The organism is Pseudomonas sp. NPDC089569 (genome assembly GCF_050280625.1).
In the GTDB taxonomy this organism is placed as follows: domain Bacteria; phylum Pseudomonadota; class Gammaproteobacteria; order Pseudomonadales; family Pseudomonadaceae; genus Aquipseudomonas.
Map to the genome: position 1 here is coordinate 1 of NZ_JBNNVQ010000025.1, position 19953 is coordinate 19953.

A 19953-nucleotide genomic window follows, 5' to 3' on the forward strand; every position below is an offset into this window, starting at 1 on the left:
AGCGGGGTGGTGTGCCCGTTTAATGTTCGTGCGCGGGCAAGCCTCGCTCCTACACTCAGTGCCCGCAATGCGCGGAAATCCGCCTATACCCCCTGCCTCCAATAAGCGGATTTCCGCTCATCAATATTGCCAAACCCCTCTAAACCGGCCCTCTCCCCGTTGGCACAGCTCCTGCTATAGGCCCCGCAGGCTGCGTTTAATCACGCTCCACAAAAACAATTAAACGAAGGATCCTTCAATGGATAACTCCAACGCCCTGCCCCGTGGGTCGGCTGCCGTGCCGACAGAAGAACGAACCACCTCCAGCCGCATCAAGTCGATCTTCAGCGGCTCCGTCGGCAACATGGTCGAGTGGTATGACTGGTACGTCTATGCCGCTTTCTCGCTGTACTTCGCCAAGACCTTTTTCCCCAAGGGCGACACCACCGCACAACTGCTGAACACCGCTGCAATCTTCGCCGTGGGCTTCCTGATGCGACCGATCGGGGGCTGGCTGATGGGCCTGTACGCCGACAAGGTCGGACGCAAGAAAGCGCTGATGGCCTCGGTCTACCTGATGTGCTTCGGCTCACTGCTGATCGCCCTGAGCCCGGGCTACGAGATCATCGGCATCGGCGCGCCGATCCTGCTGGTGTTCGCCCGCTTGCTGCAAGGCTTGTCCGTCGGCGGCGAATACGGCACCTCGGCCACTTACCTCAGCGAGATGGCGACCAAGGAGCGTCGCGGCTTCTACTCCAGCTTCCAGTACGTGACCCTGATTTCCGGCCAGCTCATCGCCTTGGGCGTACTGATCGTGCTGCAACAACTGCTGACCACCGAGGAGCTGTATGCCTGGGGCTGGCGCATTCCGTTCGCCATCGGCGCGCTGTGTGCCGTGGTCGCTTTGTACCTGCGTCGCGGGATGGAAGAAACCGAGTCGTTCACCAAGAAGGAAAAGGCCAAGGAAAGCGCGATGCGCACCTTGCTGCGCCATCCAAAAGAGCTGTTGACCGTGGTCGGCCTGACCATGGGCGGCACCCTGGCGTTCTACACCTACACCACCTACATGCAGAAATACCTGGTGAACACCGTCGGCATGAGCATTTCCGACTCCACCACCATTTCCGCCGCCACGCTGTTCCTGTTCATGTGCCTGCAACCGGTCATCGGCGGCCTGTCGGACAAGATCGGCCGTCGCCCGATCCTGATCGCCTTCGGCATTCTGGGCACGCTGTTCACCGTACCGATTCTCACCACCCTGCACACCATCACCACCTGGTGGGGCGCGTTCTTCCTGATCATGGCGGCGCTGATCATCGTCAGCGGCTACACCTCGATCAACGCCGTGGTGAAAGCGGAACTGTTCCCGACGGAAATCCGCGCCCTGGGCGTGGGCCTGCCGTACGCACTGACCGTGTCGGTCTTCGGCGGCACCGCGGAATACATTGCCCTGTGGTTCAAGAGCATCGGCATGGAAACCGGCTACTACTGGTACGTCACCGCGTGCATTGCAGTGTCCTTGCTGGTGTACATCACCATGAAAGACACCCGCAAGCATTCGCGGATTGTCACTGACTGACCGGCAAATCACCACTGGCTTTACGGGCCTCTTCGCGGGCAAGCCTCGCTCCTACAGGCACTACATACCGTAGGAGCGAGGCTTGCCCGCGAAGGCCTCGACTCGGTCTATCAGGAAAGTTGCGCAGCCTCGCGCTTGCCGAACTTGTTTTGCGCAATCGAAGCGCCGCCGATCAACACCACCAGAATCCCCGCCAGTACCAACGACGAACCAATGGTGCCGAAATCCAGTCCACCCTTCTCATGAGGCTTGGTCAGGAAATCACCCAGGGTTGCGCCGAAGGGACGGGTCAGCACGAAGGCCACCCAGAACAGCACGACCGACGAAATCCGGGTGAGGTACTTGAGCAGGACCACCACGGCAATGGTCGAGCCGATCAACAACGCGCCACCGGCAAAGCCGAGCCCCGAATCGTCAGCCAGGTAGTCGCCAAGCGCCGTACCCAGGGTGTTGGAAAACAGGATCGCCATCCAGTAAAACATCTCGCCGCGAAAGCTCTGGACCTTGGTCACATTCAGCGAGTCGCCGCTCAGGCGCCAGGCCGCGAAGATACCCAGCAAAATCGCAATCAGGATCATCGAGCCGCTGGCATAGCCCAGTCCGAGGGTGCGGTCCATGAAGTCGGACATGGTGGTGCCCGCCGTGCTGGTCGACAGGATCACGATCCAATACAGCACCGGCTTGTAGGTTTTCGACATCAGTTGAGTGATCAATGTCAGCACGAACACGCTGATCAGAATCAGCGAGCTGACGGCATAACCGACATTGAGTGTCATCGACAGCAGGTCACCTGCGGTTTCCCCCAGGGTGGTCGCACATATTTTCATCACCCAGAACGCCAAGGTGATTTGAGGCAATTTATTCATCGGAGATGAAGCTCCAGTGTTCATGAAACGCATTTTCCTTCCGGTTATTCGGCGGTGCGCAGACTGGAGATGAGGCAGTGAAAATTGGGTAAGCACTAGATGAAAATTCTGTCACACAAGCAAAAGAGCGGATTAATCACGGGTTAATGCGCTTCCCCCATTCTGAAACTGCCTGATCGATTAACGCTGATGCGCTCACTCAAACCCTGAAAGCGGAAAGGCTCGATGGCGTTAACATCAAATTAATCGATTATTTGTAGCATTATTTTGCGCTTTTTAATCAGCTTAATTGGCGTAGCATAGAACCCATGACCAAGACACAGAACGCCAACGAATCTGGAGATACGAAAATGAAAACCAAACTGTTCCTTGCCCTGGCACTCACCGTACTGGCTGCCAACTCCTTTGCCGCCGACGGTTTCGACCGCACCGGTTCTGCCGTGGCAGCAGACGGCTATGATCGCACCGGCTCAGCCACCGTCGCCGCCGATGGCTACGACCGTACTGGCGGTTCAACCGTCGCTGCAGACGGCTACGACCGCACAGGCTCAGCCACCATCGCTGCCGATGGCTACGACCGCACCGATGGCGCTTCCATTAGCTGATCCATGCAAGTGACACCAAAGCCCGGCTTAGGCCGGGCTTGGTCATTTCTGGAGGGCAAAAAACTGTAGGAGCGAGCACGCTCCGGGCGGCGTTCCGACGATGGACGCAAGGACACCGCGGGAAACCAGACTGCCCGCGTCATCGTTAACGTCCATCGCGAGCGTGCTCGCTCCTACAGGGAGATTGATCACTGGCAAAATGTTGCCCGGCCTTGCACCATGAACGACTTACGAAACTCCAGGATTGCCTCATGTCGGACGACATCCACTACTACGAACCCGCCAACGGCCATGGCCTGCCCCACGATCCGTTCAACGCGATCGTCGGCCCGCGCCCCATTGGCTGGATCTCCTCACAGGATGGCAACGGTCACCTGAATCTGGCGCCCTACAGTTTCTTCAACGCCTTCAACTACATTCCGCCGATCATTGGTTTTTCCAGCATCGGACGCAAAGACAGCCTGAACAACATCGAACGGACCGGCGAATTCGCCTGGAACCTGGCCACCCGGCCACTGGCCGAGCAAATGAATCAGAGCTGCGCCATGGTCGCGCCTGAGGTCGACGAGTTCGAACTGTCGGGGCTGACCCCGATTGCCTCGAAAATCATTTCGGTGCCACGGGTCGCTGAAAGTCCGGTGTCCTTCGAGTGTAAGGTCACGCAGATCATCCAGTTGCAGCGGGCCGACGGAAATACAGTGCCGAGCTGGCTGATTCTTGGCGAAGTGGTCGCCGTGCATATCGCCAAGTGGCTGTTGAAGGACGGGATTTACGACACCGCCGCGGCAGAACCGATTCTGCGCGGCGGCGGGCCGGCGGACTATTTCCAGCTGGGGCCTGAGGCATTGTTCAAGATGTACCGCCCGGGGGCGGCCAGGTAATCACCAGAGCAGATCGGTGTCTTCCTTGACGTCCTTGAGACGGGTCAGCTCTTTGGCGGCGGCCTCATCGGCCTCATGGGCGGTCTTGAAGGTCTGGCCTTCCAGAACCTTGTGAAAACGCGGGGCACCGAAACCACCCAGTGCCTTGACGGCGATAGCGGCGTGGTAACCACCCTCGCCCGGAACTACAGCGGAAACTGCTTCAAAGTGATCAAAGGCTTTACGTGCCATGTCGCGCATCCTGGCTGGTTGAGAATGCCGCCATTAAACCCTCAACCGGCCAGTTTGTGTACCGCAACCCCTGACTGGCCAAGAGCCTGTGCCGCCGATACATCCTTGAAGGTATGGAAATCCAGGCTATCGACTACCAGTTCCTGCACCAACTCGGCAAAAATCTCCATGGCCGGCGTACTGAAATAGGCGGTCATTGACTGCTGATTGACCCAGAAACCGGACACCAGCCACAGCTGCGGATCGCATTGCGAATGCTGCAAGGCAAAATTCAGACAGCCGGGTGCAGCGTTGGATGGTTCGATCAGTGCGCTCAGGCGCACACCCAGCTCCTGCGAACGCCCGGCGCGCGCCCGGACAAAAGCCATATGACTGACGGGGATCTGCTTTGACATGTTCAACCCTCCGGGGGAGTTGCGTGGCAGCCGAGGGACAGGCTGCGACAGGATCAAAGATTAATGGCCGGCAGACCTTGTTCGTTAGTCGATTCCTGCCGGTGAATTGCACATTTCTGCGAGCGTGCAGGGCCAGCTTGTAAAAATGTGTAAAACGCTGTCACCGTCCTGCAACACGAGTTTCAAGCAAGTTCTGCCTTCTGCGCCCTGCTTCGTCGGGGCATGAAGGCGTTGCCGTGCAGAATCAGGCAAGCATCAGGCAGGATGTGTCTACCGCTGTGGCTTGCACAAACTTAAGCTCGCTCCATTAGCCATACGTTAACGAGGATGCCTGGCATGTCGTCACTCGATCACTATCAGGAATTGCAGCAGGAATTGCAGCAGCACCCGCTGCAGGACCCGCTGCAAGCCGCGCAGGAAGCCGACATGGAGAAGCAGCGCGCAGAACTGGCAGCGATCATCCGGCGTAATACCGCCGAAGATGGCAACTATGCTACCGCCGTCGACTCGTTGTTCATGTCGCGCCACAGTCAGAACCACGACTTTGCACCCGTGCTTGCACAACCGGCGCTGTGCATCATGGCCCAGGGACGCAAGGAAGTTCGGCTGGCCGATGAGTACTTCAATTACGACCCGCTCAATTACCTGGTGGTCTCGGTTTCCATGCCGCTCAGTGGGCGGGTGGTGAATGTCTCGGCGCAGGAGCCGATCCTCGCCGTGCGCCTGGACATCGACCCGGCGGAAATTACCGCATTGATCGCCGATGCCGGACCTCTGGGGGTGCCGACTCGCCCGACCGGGCGTGGACTGTATGTGGAGCGCCTGGATGCCGCCATGCTCGATGCAGTAGTGCGCCTGGCACGCTTGCTCGATACCCCGAAAGACATCGCCATGCTCGCGCCGCTGATCCGGCGGGAAATCCTCTATCGCCTGCTGCGCAGCAAACAGGGCCATCGGCTGTACGAGATCGCCATTGCCAACAGCCAGAGCCACCGCATCAGCCAGGCGATCAAGTGGCTCAACGGCAACTTCGAGCAGCCGCTGCGCATCGATGACCTGGCCAGGGAAGTGAACTTGAGCGTGTCGACGCTGCATCACCGCTTCAAGGCGATGACGGCGATGAGTCCGTTGCAATATCAGAAGCAACTGCGCCTGCAGGAAGCGCGACGCCTGATGCTGGCCGAAGGGCTGGAAGCCTCGGTCGCCGGGTATCGAGTGGGGTATGAAAGCCCTTCGCAATTCAGCCGTGAGTACAGCCGATTGTTCGGGGCACCGCCGCTGCGGGATCTGGCGCGGTTGCGGTTGTCGGTCTAGCTGAATTTTTTTGTTCGCACCGGCCTCATCGCTGGCAAGCCAGCTCCCACAGGTTTTGTGAACACCACCGAACACTGTGGGAGCTGGCTTGCCAGCGATGGGGCCAGCGAGGCCACCATCAATTCCTGATCAGGCGCCCAGTACGCGGCACGCTTCTGCCGGCAAGGTCACCGACACCGGATTACCGATGCTCAGGCCGATGTCCTGGCACGGCGTGCTCAGCGTGGTAAAGGAAATGCCCGAACACTCGACCGTCGTCTCGATGGTCGCGCCGATATCGCGCACGAAGGTCACCTTGCCCAGCAAGCGGTTGCCCGCCGTGGCCTGGGGTGCCGACAGTTGCAGGTCTTCCGGGCGAATCAGCATCTTCACCTTCTCCCCCACCACAATGCTGCTGCAGATCGGCACGTCCAGCGCGTCACCGCCCGGCAGGCTGACCTTGCCGTTGCCCATCGCCGTGGCCGGGAAGATGTTGCCCGAACCGATGAAGTCCGCCACGAATTCGTTGGCCGGGTGGCGATAGATTTCGATCGGCGTGCCCACCTGTTGTATCCGGTGCTCACCCAACACGACGACGATATCGGCCATGGTCATGGCCTCGCGCTGGTCGTGGGTCACCATGATGGTGGTGATGTTCAGGCGTTGTTGCAGCTGACGGATTTCCACCTGCATCGATTCGCGCAGCTTGGCGTCCAGCGCCGACAGCGGCTCGTCGAGCAGCAGGATCTTGGGGTGCGAGGCAATCGCCCGGGCAATCGCCACGCGCTGACGCTGGCCGCCGGAGAGTTTTGCCACAGGGCGATCGATCATCGGTCGCAGTTGAATCAGGTCCAGCAGCTCCACCACCCGCGCCTGCTGGTCAGCCTTGCTGACCCCGCGCAGCTTCAGTGGATAGGCGATGTTCTCGCCCACGGTCATGTGCGGGAACAGTGCCAGGGACTGGAACACCATGCCGAAGTTACGCAGGTGCGCCGGGGTATTGCCGATGTCTTCCCCGTCCAGGCGAATCTCGCCTCCGGTCAGGGTTTCGAGCCCCGCGATCATGCGCAACAACGTGGTTTTGCCGCACCCCGAAGGGCCGAGGAAACACACCAGTTTGCCCTCGGGCAAATGCAGGTTCACATTCTTCACCGCACAGGCCGAGCCGTAATGTTTCTCGACGTTTTCCAGAATCAGACCAGACATTTGAATTACCTCAAGAAATCAGAACGAAACGCCGCCTTCACCGACCAGCTTCTCCAACGCCCAGATCAGGACGAAGTCGATCAGCACGATCAGCACGGCAAACGAGAACACGGTTGGGTCGAGCGAAGACACGGTGCGGCTGTACATCCAGATCGGCACGGTCATGACGTCGATGGTGTAGAGGAAGTAGGTCACGGTGAATTCGTTGAACGAGACGATGAACGCCAGCAGCATGCCCGCTAGAATCCCCGACTTCATCAGCGGCACGACCACATCGACAATCGCCCGCAGCGGAGAAGCGCCGAGCATCTGCGCAGCCTCTTCGACTTCGCTGCCGATGGACAACATCGCCGCGGTGCAGTTTTTCACCACGAACGGCAGCGCCAGGATCACGTGGGCAATCACCAGCCGCGAGGTGGTCATGTGGAACGGCAGGCTGTCGAACACCAGCAGCAAGGCCAGGCCCAGCACCACCATCGGGAACACCAGTGGCAACGACATCAATTGCAGCGCCACCGCCTTGCCGCGGAACTCGCAACGGGTCAGCGCATAAGCGGCCGGCACGGCGATCAGCGTGGCGAAGATCATGGTCATGCACGACACCAGCAGGCTGGTGGTCATGGCCTGGCCAAGACTCAGGACATCGCTGGCATCCGGCGACACGAACGTGTGCCAGGCGGCCTTGTACCATTGCAGGCTGTAGCTGCTCGGCGGGAAGTCGAGGTTCGACGCACCGCTGAACGACATCACGATCATGGTCAGGATCGGCAATACCGCCAACAGCAGGATGAAGCCGGAAAGTATGCCGGCGAACTTGCCGGTCTCACCCGGCAACAGCGACTGGCGCTTCTTGATCAGGGTACTCATTGCGAAGCCTCCAGCATGCGCCGGCGACGGCCGGTGATGTATTCGGACAAAGTCATGATCGCCAGGGTGGTGACAATCAGCACCACACCGGCAGCTGAAGCGTTGGGCCAGTTCATCAGCGGAGCGATCTGGTCATGCACCATCACCGCCAGCATCGGCACGCGCCGGCCGCCAAGCAGCAGCGGCACCACGAAACTGCTGGCGTTGTAGGCGAACACCAGCGTCGCACCGGTAATGATCCCCGGCATGCTCATCGGCAAGACCACCTGACGGAACACCTGCAAGCGACTGGCGCCGAGGGTGGCCGCGGCTTCTTCATAGCTGCGGGCAACGCCGCGCATGGCGCTGGCAATCGGCAACACGGCCAGCGGGAAAGCGGTTTGCACCAGGCCCATCAGCACGCCGTTCTGGTTGTACAACAGCATCAGCGGACGCTTGATCAGGCCCAGGCCCATCAGGGTCTGGTTGAGCATGCCGCCGGGGCCGAGAATCACCAGCCAGCCGTAGCTTTGCAGCAGCAGGTTGACCAGCAACGGCAGCAATACCGCGGCGAGGAAAATCCGTCGCACCAATGGCGAGGTCAGGCGCGACATGGTGTAGGCGACCGGGATCGCCAGGATCACTGCGATCACTGCACTGATCAGCGCCAGGCGCAGGGTCAGCAGCAGGGATTTGAGGTAGTAGGGTTCCAGCAATTGGGCATAGCTGGCCAGGCTGAAACCGGTCCATTCCGCGCCCTTGGTGCCCACGCTCATGCGCAGGACCAACAGACTGGCGGCAATCAGCACGCCCAGGAACAGCATCGACGGTGTGAGGAAAAGCCAGGCACGCGTCGTCGGCGAAACACCGCGTTCGGCGCGCACGGGTACGGCACTCACCGGATGGGCAAGAGGTTGGTGTTCCATAGCAAGGGTCTCGTCAATGGAAAACAGCTGACAAACACAAGCCTTCAGGTCACTGCGACTCTTGTGGGAGCGGGCTTGCCCGCGATAGCGATCTGTCAGTCACATCATCATCGACAGGAAGGCCATCATCGCGGGCAAGCCCGCTCCCACAGGGTTATGCAGTGCCTTGAAGATCCAGATCAGGAAGAAAAGATTTCCGTGTAACGACGAATCCACTGGTCATGCACGGTGGCCAGGAAGGCGTTGTCGTGCATGATCGCCTTCTCGGCGATCTGCTCCGGCGTGAGGATGTAAGGGCTCTTGCGCGCTTCGGCGGAGATGATCGCCTTGGCGTTGACCGGACCGTTGTAGATGTCTTCGGCCATCTTGCCCTGCACCAGCGGGTCCAGAGAGTGGTTGATGAAGGCGTATGCCATGTCGGTATCGCCCGGACGGTTTTTCGGCATGACCGATTGCATCAAGTCGGTGTAGAAACCTTCTTTCATGCCAAAGGTTGCGCTCAGACCGTAGTTCGGATCGCGGATCTGTTTCGGGAAGAAGGCTGGCGCGTACAGGCCGCCCATGTCCAGGGAGCCGGTGCGGAACAGCTCGGCGATCTGGTTCGGGTTTTCACCCAGAGTCACCACGCGGTCCTTGAGCTCGGCGAGTTTCTTGAAGCCAGGCTCGATGTTGTGCTCGTCACCACCTGCCAGTTTGGCGGCGATGATGATCAGGTCCATGGCCTCGGTCCAGTTCGGCGGCGGCAGGAAGATGTTCGGAGCAAGCTCGGCGTCCCACAGGGAGGCATAGCTGTCCGGCGCGACTTTCTGGGTGCGGGTGCTGTAGACCAGGCTGTTGCACCACAGCAGGTAACCGATGCCGTGGCCGTTGGCGCCGGTGCGGTATTTCTCCGGCACGTCGACGATGTTGGGAATGCGGTTGAGGTCGGGTTTTTCCAGCAGGTTGGCGGCGGCCAGACCTTCGGCGCCGACGCCTGCCAGGGTGATGATGTCGTACTGCGGACGATCACCGCCGGCCTTCAGTTTGGCGACCATTTCCGAAGTACTGCCGGTGCGGTCGGCGACGACCTTGCAGCCGTACTTGTCTTCGAACGTTGCGGCGATGTTGCGCAGTGCCGCCAGGCCGGTGTCATCGGACCAGGTCAGCAACTTCAGTGTCTTGCCGGCAAAGCGTGTATCGCTGGCATTGGCCTTGATGAACGGCATGCTCATGGCCGCTGCCGCAACCGAGGCTACACCTACGGTCTTGATGAATTGACGTCTGTTCAGATCATGATCGCCCATTACGGACTCCCTTTGTTTTTGTAGGTATAAGGCAGCTCAAAACTGTTGCATCCGCTCGGCCGGTTCAGCGTTACACCTCCTGTTTTCGGGGGTTTTACTGAGCCGGCGAGTTCATCCTGAGGTCGTGCACAGCACCTGACTATCGATAAAAACTCATCGAAGCCATGACGCTGGCGCATGCCTCTTTGTAGGAGCGAGCAAGCTCGCGATGGTCGCAAGGACGACGTTGGCTGTCTGATGCCCCGCGTTATCGTTAACGTCCATCGCGAGCGTGCTCGCTCCTACAGGGGTGTGTCAGACAGCGCGAATCACGTGTTTGATTTCCTGGAAAGCCTGCAAGCCCCACGGGCCCAATTCGCGGCCGATGCTGCTCTGCTTGTAGCCACCCCAGGCGGTCTGCGGGAAGATCACCTGCGGCGCGTTGATCCATACAAGCCCTGCCTGCAAGGCGTTGGCGACGCGATCAGCCGTCTCGGCATTGCGCGTGACCACACTGGCGACCAGGCCGAACTGGCTGTCGTTGGCCAGGGCAATCGCCTCGGCTTCCGAGGTGAAACGGCGCACGCAAATGACCGGGCCGAAAATCTCTTCACACCACAGCGCACTGTCCAGGGGCACGTCGGTGAACACCGTCGGCTGCAAGAAATATCCGCGCGACAGGTCGGCGGGGCGATTGCCGCCGCAAACCAGCGTGGCACCGGCGCTCAGGCCACGGTCGATATGACCGAGCACGCGCTGGTATTGCGCCTGGTTGACCAGTGCGCCCATTTCCACGTTCGGGTCGAACGGATCGGCCACGCGAATCGCCTCGGCACGGCTTTTGAGGCGTGCGATGAAATCATCGAACAGTTCATCGGCGACCAGCACGCGGCTGGTTGCGGAGCACATCTGCCCGGCGTTGAAGAAACCGCCGCCGCAAGCCACCTCGACCGCCAGTTCGATATCGGCATCGGCCAACACCACCAGCGAAGACTTGCCGCCCAGTTCCAGGCTCACGCCCTTGACGGATTCCGCCGCACGCTGCATGACCTGCACGCCCACCGCGTTGCTGCCGGTGAAGGAAATCTTGGCGATGCGCGGGTCCGCCGACAGTGGCGCGCCCACCGCCAGTCCAGTCCCGCAGACCAGGTTGAAGACGCCGGCCGGCAGACCGGCAGCGGCGATGATGCCGGCCAGTTCCAACTCCGGCAGCGGTGTCACTTCCGAAGGCTTGAGCACCACACAGCAACCGGCGGCCAGGGCCGGGGCGAGTTTCCATGCGGTGGTGACCATCGGGAAGTTCCACGGCACGATCAGGCCGACCACGCCGCAAGGCTCGCGGCGCAGGCGTGCGCTGAAATCGTCGCTCGGCAACTCGATGGCGCTGTCTTGCTTGGCATCGAGCCCTTCGGCCAGCCCGGCGTAGTACTCGAACGTGGCGATCACGTCGTCGACGTCGATGGCCGCTTCGAACTGTGGCTTGCCGTTGTTGCTGGACTGCAGCTGCATCAAGCGATCACGGCTGGCCTGCACGCCGGCGGCGATTTTGCGCAGGATGGCACCGCGCTCGGCGCCGGTGGTTTTCGACCAGTCGGCAAACGCGCGTGTCGCCGCGTCGACGGCTTTTTCCACCGCCAGCTCATCACCGCCCACGACCGTGGTCAGCAGCGCTTCGGTCGCCGGGTTGATCACACGCAGGTGCTCATTGCCGGCAGACCATTGGCCGTCGATGTACAGGCCGTCCAGCGTGGTCGGTAGTGTCAGGGAAGCACTCATTTCGACACCGCCTTGGTCCACGCCGTCTGATCGATTTCAATCAGGGTCGGGCCCTGGCGATCGGCGGCGGCGCGCAGGGCGCTGCGCAACGAGTCAACGTCGCTGGCGGCCTGTGCGGCGCAACCCAGGGCCTTGGCCACGGTGATGAAGTCCGGGGTGTAGATGTCCACGCCGACCGGTTCGATGGCGCGGTTGACCATGTACTTCTTGATCTCTTCGTAGCCCTGGTTGTTCCACAGCAGCACGATCACCGGTGTACGCGCTTCAACGGCACTGGCCAGTTCCGGCAGGGTGAATTGCAGGCCACCATCGCCGATCAGGCAGACCACCGGTGGACGCGCACCGTTGTCGATGCTGCCACCCAGCCAGGCGCCGATTGCCGCCGGCAAGGCATAACCGAGGGTGCCGTAGCCGGTGGACGAGTTGAACCAGCGACGCGGACGCTCAGGGTTGAATGTCAGGTTGCCGGTGTACACAGGCTGGGTCGAGTCGCCGACGAATACCGCATCCGGCAATTCGCGCAAAACGGTTTCCAGGAAGCAGGTCTGGGCCAGGGTCGGCTCATCCCAGGTACCGGCGAGCTCTTCACGCAGGCGGGTGGCACGTACATGGCCCCAATCGCTGCCACGTGCGGCCAGCGTTTTGTGCGACAGCGCGCTGAGCAAGGCCTGTGCGGCGTTGCGCGAGTCGGCCACCAGCGCCACGTGCGGCGGGTAGTTGCGTACGGTCTGGTCCGCGTCGATGTCGATACGCAGCAGTTTGCCGGGAATCTCGAAGCCACCCTTGAAGGTGACGTCGTAGTCGGTCTCGGCCAGTTCTGTACCGATGGCCAGAACGACGTCGGCTTCGGCGACCAGCGCACGGGTGGCGACCAGGCTCTGGGTCGAGCCGATCAGCAGCGGGTGCGCGGATTCGAGCATGCCTTTTGCGTTGATGGTCAATGCCACCGGCGCATCCAGCAATTCAGCCAGTTCGGTCAGTTCGCCAGCAGCGTCGATGGCACCGCCACCGGCCAGAATCAGCGGACGCTTGGCGTCGGCCAGCAGATCAGTCATGCGCGAAACCGCGGTCGGCGAAGCACCCGCGCGGTCGATATTGACCGGGACGCTGGCGAGCAGGTCATCGGCTTCTTCAACCAGAACGTCCAACGGGATTTCGATGTGCACCGGACGCGGACGACCGGCCTGGAACAGTGCGAACGCGCGGGCCAGCACGTCCGGCAATTCGGATGCGGACATCAGGGTGTGAGAGAACGCCGCCACGCCGGCGACCAGCGCGCTCTGGTTCGGCAGCTCGTGCAGCTTGCCGCGACCACCGCCCAACTGGTTACGGGTCTGGACGCTGGAAATCACCAGCATCGGGATCGAGTCGGCATAGGCCTGGCCCATGGCGGTGGTGATGTTGGTCATGCCCGGGCCGGTGATGATGAAGCACACACCCGGTTTGCCGCTGGTACGGGCATAGCCGTCGGCCATGAAGCCGGCGCCTTGTTCGTGACGCGGCGTGACGTGGTTGATGCTCGAACGGGCCAGCCCGCGATACAGCTCCACGGTATGAACCCCGGGAATGCCGAACACCTGCTCGACTCCGTAGTTTTCGAGTAACTTGACCAATACTTCGCCACACGTCGCCATGTCATTGCCCTTCTTGTTCGGTTGAGACGCCGGGCCTGCGCAGTGTTTATGATGGATTCGCAGGTCCAGGGATGGCCTCATTGGAACGGGCGACACGTAGCCGCAACAATGGATAAATAGTCATACTAGCCATGTCCTCACGTCATACCTTGGATCCCAATGAAACGACTGCCTCCCCTGCCGGCGCTGCACACCTTCCTGATTACCGCGCAGTGCTGCAATTTCACCCGGGCCGCCGAGCAACTGCACATCACCCAGGGTGCAGTGAGCCGGCAGATCGCCGGGCTGGAAGATCATCTGGGTTATGAGCTGTTCATTCGCCAGGCCCGCGGTCTCGACCTGACCGCCGAAGGCAAGGAGTGGCTGCCACGGGTCCAGCAGATTTTCGGCCTGATCGACGAGGCCGTGGAGCAAATCGGCGAGAAGCGCGAGACCCTGCAACTCAAGGCCCCGACCTGCGTCATGCGCTGGCTGTTGCCGCGGCTGTTGCAGTGGCAAAAGGAACGCCCGGACGTACCGGTGGAACTGACCACGACGGTCAAGCATGGCGTGGATTTTCATCGTGAACAGTTCGATGCCGCGGTGATGTACGGTGCACCGCCGGACAACTTGCTGATGTCGCAGAAACTGTTCGATGAGCAACTGACGCCCGTGTGCTCGCGCCCCATGCTGGAAGGGCCGATGCCCCTGCAAAACCCGGCTGATCTGCAACAGCACCTGCTGCTTCACCCGACCCGCGATGAACGGGACTGGAAGGCCTGGCTGAAAGCTGCGGATGTGAACTTGAGCAATGTCGGCAAGGGCCAGCATTTCGAAACACTGGACCTGGCGATGTCGATGGCGTCCCAAGGCACCGGTGTGGCCATCGGCGACTGGTCGTTGATTGGCGATGACCTGAGCGCCGGACGGCTGGTCATGCCCTTTGAGCTGAAGGTGAAAACCGGACTGGCGTATTACCTGGTGTTCCCGGAAAAACCCGGCCCCTCACCGAAGTTGCGCGAATTGATGGGGTGGCTGGTGGAGCAGGCGCAGTCTCGGTAAGCCAGATAGATCGTTCCCACGCTCCGCGTGGGAACGATCTGATACCTGTAGGAGCGAGCATGCTCGCGATGGCCGCAAGGACGACGTTGGCTGTCAGATGCCCCGCGTCATCGTTAACGTCCATCGCGAGCTTGCTCGCTCCTACAGGGTTGTGGTGTCAGTAGCCGACGGTGAACCGCTGCCGCGAATGCTTCGGCACTTCGACTTCATCCAGCATCGCAATCGCATAGTCGGCGAAGGTGATCCAACTGCGCCCTTCACTGCTCACCAGCAAATCGTCCTGGCCGATACGGAACGCGCCTGTCCGCGGACCTTCGACAAACTCTGCCGAGGGTGACAGGAAGCTCCAGTCCAGCACCTGTTCCTGACGCAGGTTGGCGAGGAATTCGGCACCGGCACCCGCCTCGGCCTTGTATTCGGGCGGAAAGCCCGGACTGTCGATCACACGGGTGCCGTCAGGCAGCAGCAACGAACCGGCACCGCCCACCACCAGCAAGCGTTTGACTCCGGCGCCTTTCACCGGGCCGGTGACGGCGCTGGCCGGCAGTGTCGCGAAATGCGCCGCGCTGATCACCACGTCATGGCCGACGACGGCCGCTTGCAAGGCTGCCGCATCGAGGGCATCGACATTACGCGTGGTCACACCTTCACGCTGGCCGATCTTCGAAGTATCACGGGCGATGGCCGTGACGCTGTGACCGCGACGCAGGGCTTCTTCCAGCAGTTGGCTACCGGCACGACCGGTTGCACCGATGATTGCGATTTTGCTCATGGGGTTCTCCAGTGGGTTGGACTGTATCGAATTGATCGTTTCCACGCTCCGCGTGGGAATGCCGCCAGGGACGCTCCGCGTTCCGCTTCAGGGAACACGGGTTACCACTTCATTTCGCCCTTGGCGACTTTGGCACTCAGTTCCAGCGAACTTGCTTCGCCCAGTGTCGGGAAGCGTTTTTTCATCGCCGCGATCAGTGCGGCGGAGTCGCTGGCCCGGGCGGTTTCTTCGTCGAAAGCCTTGATGTAATCCGCGGTGAACTGCACGGCGGACAGTGTGCTGTCACCGAGGTAATGCCCCGGCACGACGGTTTTCGGTTTCAGGGTTTCGATGGCATGCAGCGTAGCCAACCAGTCGGCATGCGATTGCGGGGTCTGTGTATCGGCCATCCACACATGGATGTTCTGCGCCACGACCACACCGCCGACCACGGCTTTGATCGATGGAATCCACACAAAACTGCGATCCGGTTGGTTGCCCTGCAGGCCGACGACCTGCAGTTTCTGCCCCTCGAGGATCAGACTGTCGCCCTCGAGCACGTCCGGCACGATGGTTTTGGCCGGTACATCGGCCCCCATTTTCGGCCCCCAGAACGCCAGTTTGCCGGCGACGGTCTGCTTGATGTGGTCGACTGTCGGCTGCGAGGCCAGCACTTTGGCCTTGGGGAATGCAGCGGTCAGCGTGTCGAGGCCGAAGTAGTAATCCGGGTCACCGTGGCTGATGTAGATGGTGGTCAGTTGCTTGCCGCTGGCGCGGATTTTTTCCACCACCTGCTCGGCCTGGGACTTGCCGAACTGCGCGTCCACCAGAATCGCCTCTTTCTCACCGCTGACCAGCACCGAGGTCACCGGGAAGATGGCTTTTTCACCGGGATTGTAGACATCCAGCGTCAGCGTCGAAGCGCTGGCGTGACCAGCGAAAGTCATCGCTGCCGCCAGCAATACACGTTTGAGCGAGGTAAAGCCGATCATTGTTTACTCCATAGTCCGAAAACACACGTCTCCCTGTAGGAGCGAGCAAGCTCGCGATGGTCGTGAACGATAACGCGGGGTACCTGAATGCCCGCGTTGTCTGGGCCACCATCGCGAGCTTGCTCGCTCCCACAGGGTTGGGATGCGGCAGAGATTAGTTGCTTGTATCGGTACAAAAAATGCGATGCTTTGACATAGTTTGTTTCTGATATCGGGCAAATCATGGATCGTCTGCAAGCAATGCGAGTGTTCGTCACGGTGGTCGACCTCGGCAGCCAGTCGGCGGCCGCCGATCATCTGGAGCTGTCACGGCCGGTGGTTTCCCGGTATCTGGCGGAACTGGAAGACTGGGTCGGCGCACGCCTGATGCACCGCACTACGCGCAAGTTGAGCCTGACCGCCGCCGGTAACGAGATCCTGCCGCGATGCAGGCAGATGCTCGATCTGTCCACCGATATGCAAGCCGCCGTCAGCGAGCCGGACGATACACCGCGCGGCCAGTTGCGGATCAGCGTCAGCACCTCGTTTGGCCAGGCACAACTGGCCGATGCCATGGCGTCTTTCGTCAAGCGCTACCCAGGCGTCAGCATCGACATGCAGATGCTCGATCGCACGGTCAACCTGGTGGACGAACGCATCGATCTGGCGATCCGCACCAGCAATGATCTGGACCCGAACCTGATCGCCCGCCGACTGACGGTGTGCCGCTCGGTGATCTGCGCCTCTGCCGCGTACCTGCGCGAACACCCCATGCCACAACGTGTCGAGGACTTGAGCGGGCACAACTGCCTCACCCACTCCTACTTCGGCAAAAGCCTGTGGCATTTCGAACAGGACGGTGAAGAAGTCTCGGTGCCGGTGCAGGGCAACATCAGCGCCAACGAAGCCAGCACACTGCTGCGCGCGGCCATGGCCGGTGCCGGCGTGGCGATGCTGCCGACGTATCAGGCAGGCAAGCACATCCACAGTGGCGAACTGGTGCGCCTGCTGCCCAGGGCCGAGCCACGGCAGATGAACGTGTACGCGGTGTACGCCTCACGCAAGCACATGCCGACGGCGCTGCGCTGCCTGCTGGATTTTCTGGTGGAAAGATTTCCGCAAGAGCCTGAGTGGGATGTGGGTCTTTGAGGCAGATTCAAGCTTCAAGCTTCAGGCTTGCAGCTGCACCTCCGTGACCTATGCTCTAGGTAATACCCGAGGGTATTCGTTCAGAGGTGTACGCCATGAACATCAGAACAAGAAGGTACCTTGCTATCTTCATCACCTGCGCGGTCACGCTCGGGTTGTATGGCGTCGCAGCCTGGCGCGTGGAGCAGTTACGCAACCTGCCCCGTGAGTTTGCCAGTTGCAATTTCGAGCATTGCATCCCGCACAATGCCACCCTCAACGCCCTGCGCTGACGATCAGGTGCGGTTGTCCTGATCGGCCTTCAAGCGGTCGCGAAAGGCCTTGGGAGAAATCCCCACCCGGCGTCGGAACAGGCGGGTGAAGTTGGTCGGATCGGAAAACCCCAACACGTCGGACATTTCATAAATGGTCATGCTGGTGTAGGTCAGCAAGCGCTTGGCCTCCAGCAACTGCCGCTCGTGCATGATCTGCAACGCCGGTTGCCCGGCCAGTTCGCGACAGGTGCCATTGAGGTGGGACACGGAGATGCCCAGGCGATGGGCCAGGTCCTCGACCTTGACGTGCTGGCGATAGGTCTCCTCCACCAGTTGAATGAAACCGTTGAGGTATTCACGGGCACGCTGTGGTCGTTGCATGGCCGAACGCCGCTGCATCACCTGGCGACTGACCCACACCATGATCACGCTGACCAGTGAATGCATGAGCATTTCGCGGGCCGGTTGATGGCCGGTGTATTCGTTCTGCAACGCACAAAAAAGACTGTACAGGTAATCGGCATCTTTACCGGCAAGGTAACTCTCGGCCTGGGCCAGGGCGCTCACCGAATGCCCCAGTTGCGCCTGCAGGTGAGCAACCAGCGGCGCGGCCAGGGTCACCACAAACCCCTCGACGTCTTCGGAAAAACGGAAACCGTGCACCGACAGCGGTGGCAGGATCTGGATTGCAGGTTCGCTCAATTGCGTGCGCTGACCTTCGATTTCAAGCTCTGCCTGACCTTTGAATACGAAGAGCAACTGACATAAATCGGCGTGGCGGTGAGGTTTGATTTCCCATTGATGTTCGCGACTGCGTTTGGAGATGGTTTCGCAGTGCAGCAAGTCCGGGGTCGGCCAATCCAGGCTTTCACCGTAGAGCTTGAACACTGGAATCGAAGGCAGGTCAGGCTTGTTCATCACTTCAATCCAGGCCTCAGGAGAGATGACGGTCGATAATCGCACCGATTGGCAGAATGTACAGAGATCGGCTCAGTTTTCACCTTCAATTGACAGACCCGCAAGTGAAAAATGCAAGCACTCGAACCATAAAAATCACTCACCGACTCTGGTCGTGTGGCGCTTGCGAGTCATAAAAACAATGAAAATGCTGAAAACCCAAATCGCCATCATTGGCGCCGGCCCCTCCGGTCTTCTGCTCGGTCAATTGCTGCACAACGCCGGCATCGACACCCTGATTCTCGAACGCCAGACACCGGAATATGTGCTCGGGCGCATCCGCGCAGGCGTGCTTGAACAGGGCATGGTAGAGCTGTTGCGCCAGGCCGGAGTGGGTCAGCGCATGGACGCCGAAGGGCTGGTCCACAGCGGCTTCGAACTGGCGCTCGACGGGCGCCAGGTACACATCGATCTGCAAGCGCTCACCGGTGGCAAAACCGTGATGGTATATGGCCAGACCGAGGTCACCCGTGACCTGATGGCCGCTCGTCGGGAGGCCGGTGCACGGACCCTTTATGAAGCCGTCAACGTCGTGCCCCATGGTATGAAAACCGACGAAACGTTCATCACCTTTGAAAAGGACGGCGAGCCGTACCGCCTCGATTGCGACTACATCGCCGGTTGTGATGGTTTCCATGGTGTGGCACGGCAATCGATTCCCGCCGACTGCCTGAAGGTGTTCGAACGGGTCTATCCATTTGGCTGGCTGGGGATTCTGGCCGACACCCCGCCGGTCCATGAGGAGCTGGTCTACGCCCGCCACGAACGCGGGTTTGCCCTGTGCAGCATGCGCTCGAGCACACGCACCCGGTATTACCTGCAGGTGCCCGCCGATGAAAAAGTCGAGGACTGGTCCGATCAGCGCTTCTGGGATGAACTCAAAAGCCGCTTGCCGGCTTCCCTGGGCGAAAAACTGGTGACCGGTCCGTCCATCGAGAAAAGCATCGCGCCTCTGCGCAGTTTCGTGGTTGAACCCATGCAGTACGGGCGCCTGTTTCTGCTCGGTGACGCGGCCCACATTGTTCCGCCCACTGGCGCCAAGGGCTTGAACCTGGCGGCGAGCGACGTCAGCACGCTGTTCAATATCCTGTTGAAGGTTTACCGCGAAGGCCGCGTCGATCTGCTGGAAAAGTACTCTCAAATCTGCCTGCGCCGAGTGTGGAAGGCCGAGCGGTTCTCCTGGTGGATGACCTCGATGCTGCATCGTTTCGAGGAGCACGACGCCTTCAGCCAGCGCATTGCCGAGTCGGAGCTGGAGTATTTCATCGACTCCGAGGCGGGTCGAAAAACCATTGCAGAAAATTACGTCGGTCTTCCTTATGAGACTATCGAATAGCCTGCTATCGACTTA

General features: G+C 60.5%; 20 protein-coding genes. 8 read left to right on the plus strand and 12 right to left on the minus strand.

The window, feature by feature from the left end:
• Positions 1-238 precede the first annotated feature (238 nt).
• Positions 239-1558, plus strand: a complete 1320-nt coding sequence (locus ACQKP2_RS13025; RefSeq protein WP_427576947.1) for an MFS transporter — start codon at positions 239-241, stop codon at positions 1556-1558.
• A gap of 110 nt (positions 1559-1668) precedes the next feature.
• Here ACQKP2_RS13025 and ACQKP2_RS13030 read toward each other — a convergent pair whose 3' ends face one another.
• Positions 1669-2424, minus strand: a complete 756-nt coding sequence (locus ACQKP2_RS13030) for a hypothetical protein (RefSeq protein WP_427576949.1) — start codon at positions 2422-2424, stop codon at positions 1669-1671.
• Between the two features lie 350 nt (positions 2425-2774).
• Between ACQKP2_RS13030 and ACQKP2_RS13035 the strand changes: the two genes are divergently transcribed.
• A complete protein-coding gene (locus tag ACQKP2_RS13035; protein ID WP_427576951.1) occupies positions 2775-3029 on the plus strand; it encodes a hypothetical protein in 255 nt (84 codons plus the stop codon).
• A 251-nt stretch (positions 3030-3280) separates the two neighbouring features.
• On the plus strand, positions 3281-3910 hold the full coding sequence (locus ACQKP2_RS13040) for a flavin reductase family protein (protein WP_427576953.1): 630 nt from the start codon (positions 3281-3283) through the stop codon (positions 3908-3910).
• Here the strand turns inward: ACQKP2_RS13040 and ACQKP2_RS13045 are convergent, their stop codons facing one another.
• Together ACQKP2_RS13045 and ACQKP2_RS13050 are read right to left on the minus strand one after the other, a co-directional pair.
• Positions 3911-4141, minus strand: a complete 231-nt coding sequence (locus ACQKP2_RS13045; protein ID WP_427576955.1) for a hypothetical protein — start codon at positions 4139-4141, stop codon at positions 3911-3913. It lies immediately after the preceding gene.
• A 41-nt stretch (positions 4142-4182) separates the two neighbouring features.
• Positions 4183-4536 carry a putative quinol monooxygenase gene (locus tag ACQKP2_RS13050; RefSeq protein ID WP_427576957.1) on the minus strand — a complete coding sequence of 118 codons (354 nt, stop codon included), beginning with the start codon at positions 4534-4536 and terminating at the stop codon, positions 4183-4185.
• 336 nt (positions 4537-4872) lie between these two features.
• On the opposite strand from ACQKP2_RS13050, the gene ACQKP2_RS13055 reads away from it, so the two are divergent.
• Complete coding sequence (locus tag ACQKP2_RS13055) at positions 4873-5850, plus strand: AraC family transcriptional regulator (protein ID WP_427576959.1); 978 nt, start codon at positions 4873-4875, stop codon at positions 5848-5850.
• A 129-nt stretch (positions 5851-5979) separates the two neighbouring features.
• On the opposite strand, the gene ACQKP2_RS13060 is transcribed toward ACQKP2_RS13055, so the two are convergent.
• The 6 genes from ACQKP2_RS13060 to ACQKP2_RS13085 all read right to left on the minus strand — a co-directional run bounded on the left by ACQKP2_RS13060 (position 5980) and on the right by ACQKP2_RS13085 (position 13479).
• The gene (locus ACQKP2_RS13060; RefSeq protein ID WP_427576961.1) at positions 5980-7035 is read right to left on the minus strand and encodes an ABC transporter ATP-binding protein; all 1056 of its coding nucleotides are present in this window, start codon (positions 7033-7035) and stop codon (positions 5980-5982) included.
• 18 nt (positions 7036-7053) lie between these two features.
• Positions 7054-7902: an ABC transporter permease gene (locus ACQKP2_RS13065; RefSeq protein WP_427576962.1), complete on the minus strand. Its 849-nt coding sequence runs from the start codon at positions 7900-7902 to the stop codon at positions 7054-7056.
• A complete protein-coding gene (locus ACQKP2_RS13070) occupies positions 7899-8807 on the minus strand; it encodes an ABC transporter permease (RefSeq protein WP_427576964.1) in 909 nt (302 codons plus the stop codon). Before ACQKP2_RS13070 ends, ACQKP2_RS13065 begins: the two co-directional genes overlap by 4 nt.
• Before the next feature lie 179 nt (positions 8808-8986).
• Positions 8987-10090 (minus strand): extracellular solute-binding protein, encoded by a 1104-nt coding sequence (locus ACQKP2_RS13075; RefSeq protein WP_427576966.1) that lies wholly within the window; start codon positions 10088-10090, stop codon positions 8987-8989.
• Between the two features lie 294 nt (positions 10091-10384).
• Entirely contained in the window at positions 10385-11833 is a 1449-nt protein-coding gene (locus tag ACQKP2_RS13080) for an aldehyde dehydrogenase family protein (protein WP_427577043.1), read from the minus strand.
• A gap of 8 nt (positions 11834-11841) precedes the next feature.
• Entirely contained in the window at positions 11842-13479 is a 1638-nt protein-coding gene (locus ACQKP2_RS13085) for a 5-guanidino-2-oxopentanoate decarboxylase (RefSeq protein ID WP_427576968.1), read from the minus strand.
• Between the two features lie 159 nt (positions 13480-13638).
• Here ACQKP2_RS13085 and ACQKP2_RS13090 point away from each other — a divergent pair, with 159 nt between their 5' ends.
• On the plus strand, positions 13639-14520 hold the full coding sequence (locus ACQKP2_RS13090) for a LysR substrate-binding domain-containing protein (protein ID WP_427576970.1): 882 nt from the start codon (positions 13639-13641) through the stop codon (positions 14518-14520).
• A gap of 157 nt (positions 14521-14677) precedes the next feature.
• Here ACQKP2_RS13090 and ACQKP2_RS13095 read toward each other — a convergent pair whose 3' ends face one another.
• Together ACQKP2_RS13095 and ACQKP2_RS13100 are read right to left on the minus strand one after the other, a co-directional pair.
• Positions 14678-15292 carry an NAD(P)-dependent oxidoreductase gene (locus tag ACQKP2_RS13095; RefSeq protein ID WP_427576971.1) on the minus strand — a complete coding sequence of 205 codons (615 nt, stop codon included), beginning with the start codon at positions 15290-15292 and terminating at the stop codon, positions 14678-14680.
• A gap of 101 nt (positions 15293-15393) precedes the next feature.
• Positions 15394-16263, minus strand: a complete 870-nt coding sequence (locus tag ACQKP2_RS13100; RefSeq protein ID WP_427576973.1) for an MBL fold metallo-hydrolase — start codon at positions 16261-16263, stop codon at positions 15394-15396.
• Between the two features lie 222 nt (positions 16264-16485).
• Here ACQKP2_RS13100 and ACQKP2_RS13105 point away from each other — a divergent pair, with 222 nt between their 5' ends.
• Entirely contained in the window at positions 16486-17391 is a 906-nt protein-coding gene (locus ACQKP2_RS13105; RefSeq protein WP_427576974.1) for a LysR family transcriptional regulator, read from the plus strand.
• Between the two features lie 95 nt (positions 17392-17486).
• Positions 17487-17663 (plus strand): hypothetical protein, encoded by a 177-nt coding sequence (locus ACQKP2_RS13110; RefSeq protein WP_427576976.1) that lies wholly within the window; start codon positions 17487-17489, stop codon positions 17661-17663.
• 3 nt (positions 17664-17666) lie between these two features.
• Here the strand turns inward: ACQKP2_RS13110 and ACQKP2_RS13115 are convergent, their stop codons facing one another.
• Complete coding sequence (locus ACQKP2_RS13115) at positions 17667-18563, minus strand: helix-turn-helix domain-containing protein (RefSeq protein ID WP_427576978.1); 897 nt, start codon at positions 18561-18563, stop codon at positions 17667-17669.
• Positions 18564-18753: 190 nt separating this feature from the next.
• Between ACQKP2_RS13115 and pobA the strand changes: the two genes are divergently transcribed.
• The gene (gene pobA, locus ACQKP2_RS13120) at positions 18754-19938 is read left to right on the plus strand and encodes a 4-hydroxybenzoate 3-monooxygenase (protein ID WP_427577045.1); all 1185 of its coding nucleotides are present in this window, start codon (positions 18754-18756) and stop codon (positions 19936-19938) included.
• Positions 19939-19953 lie beyond the last annotated feature (15 nt).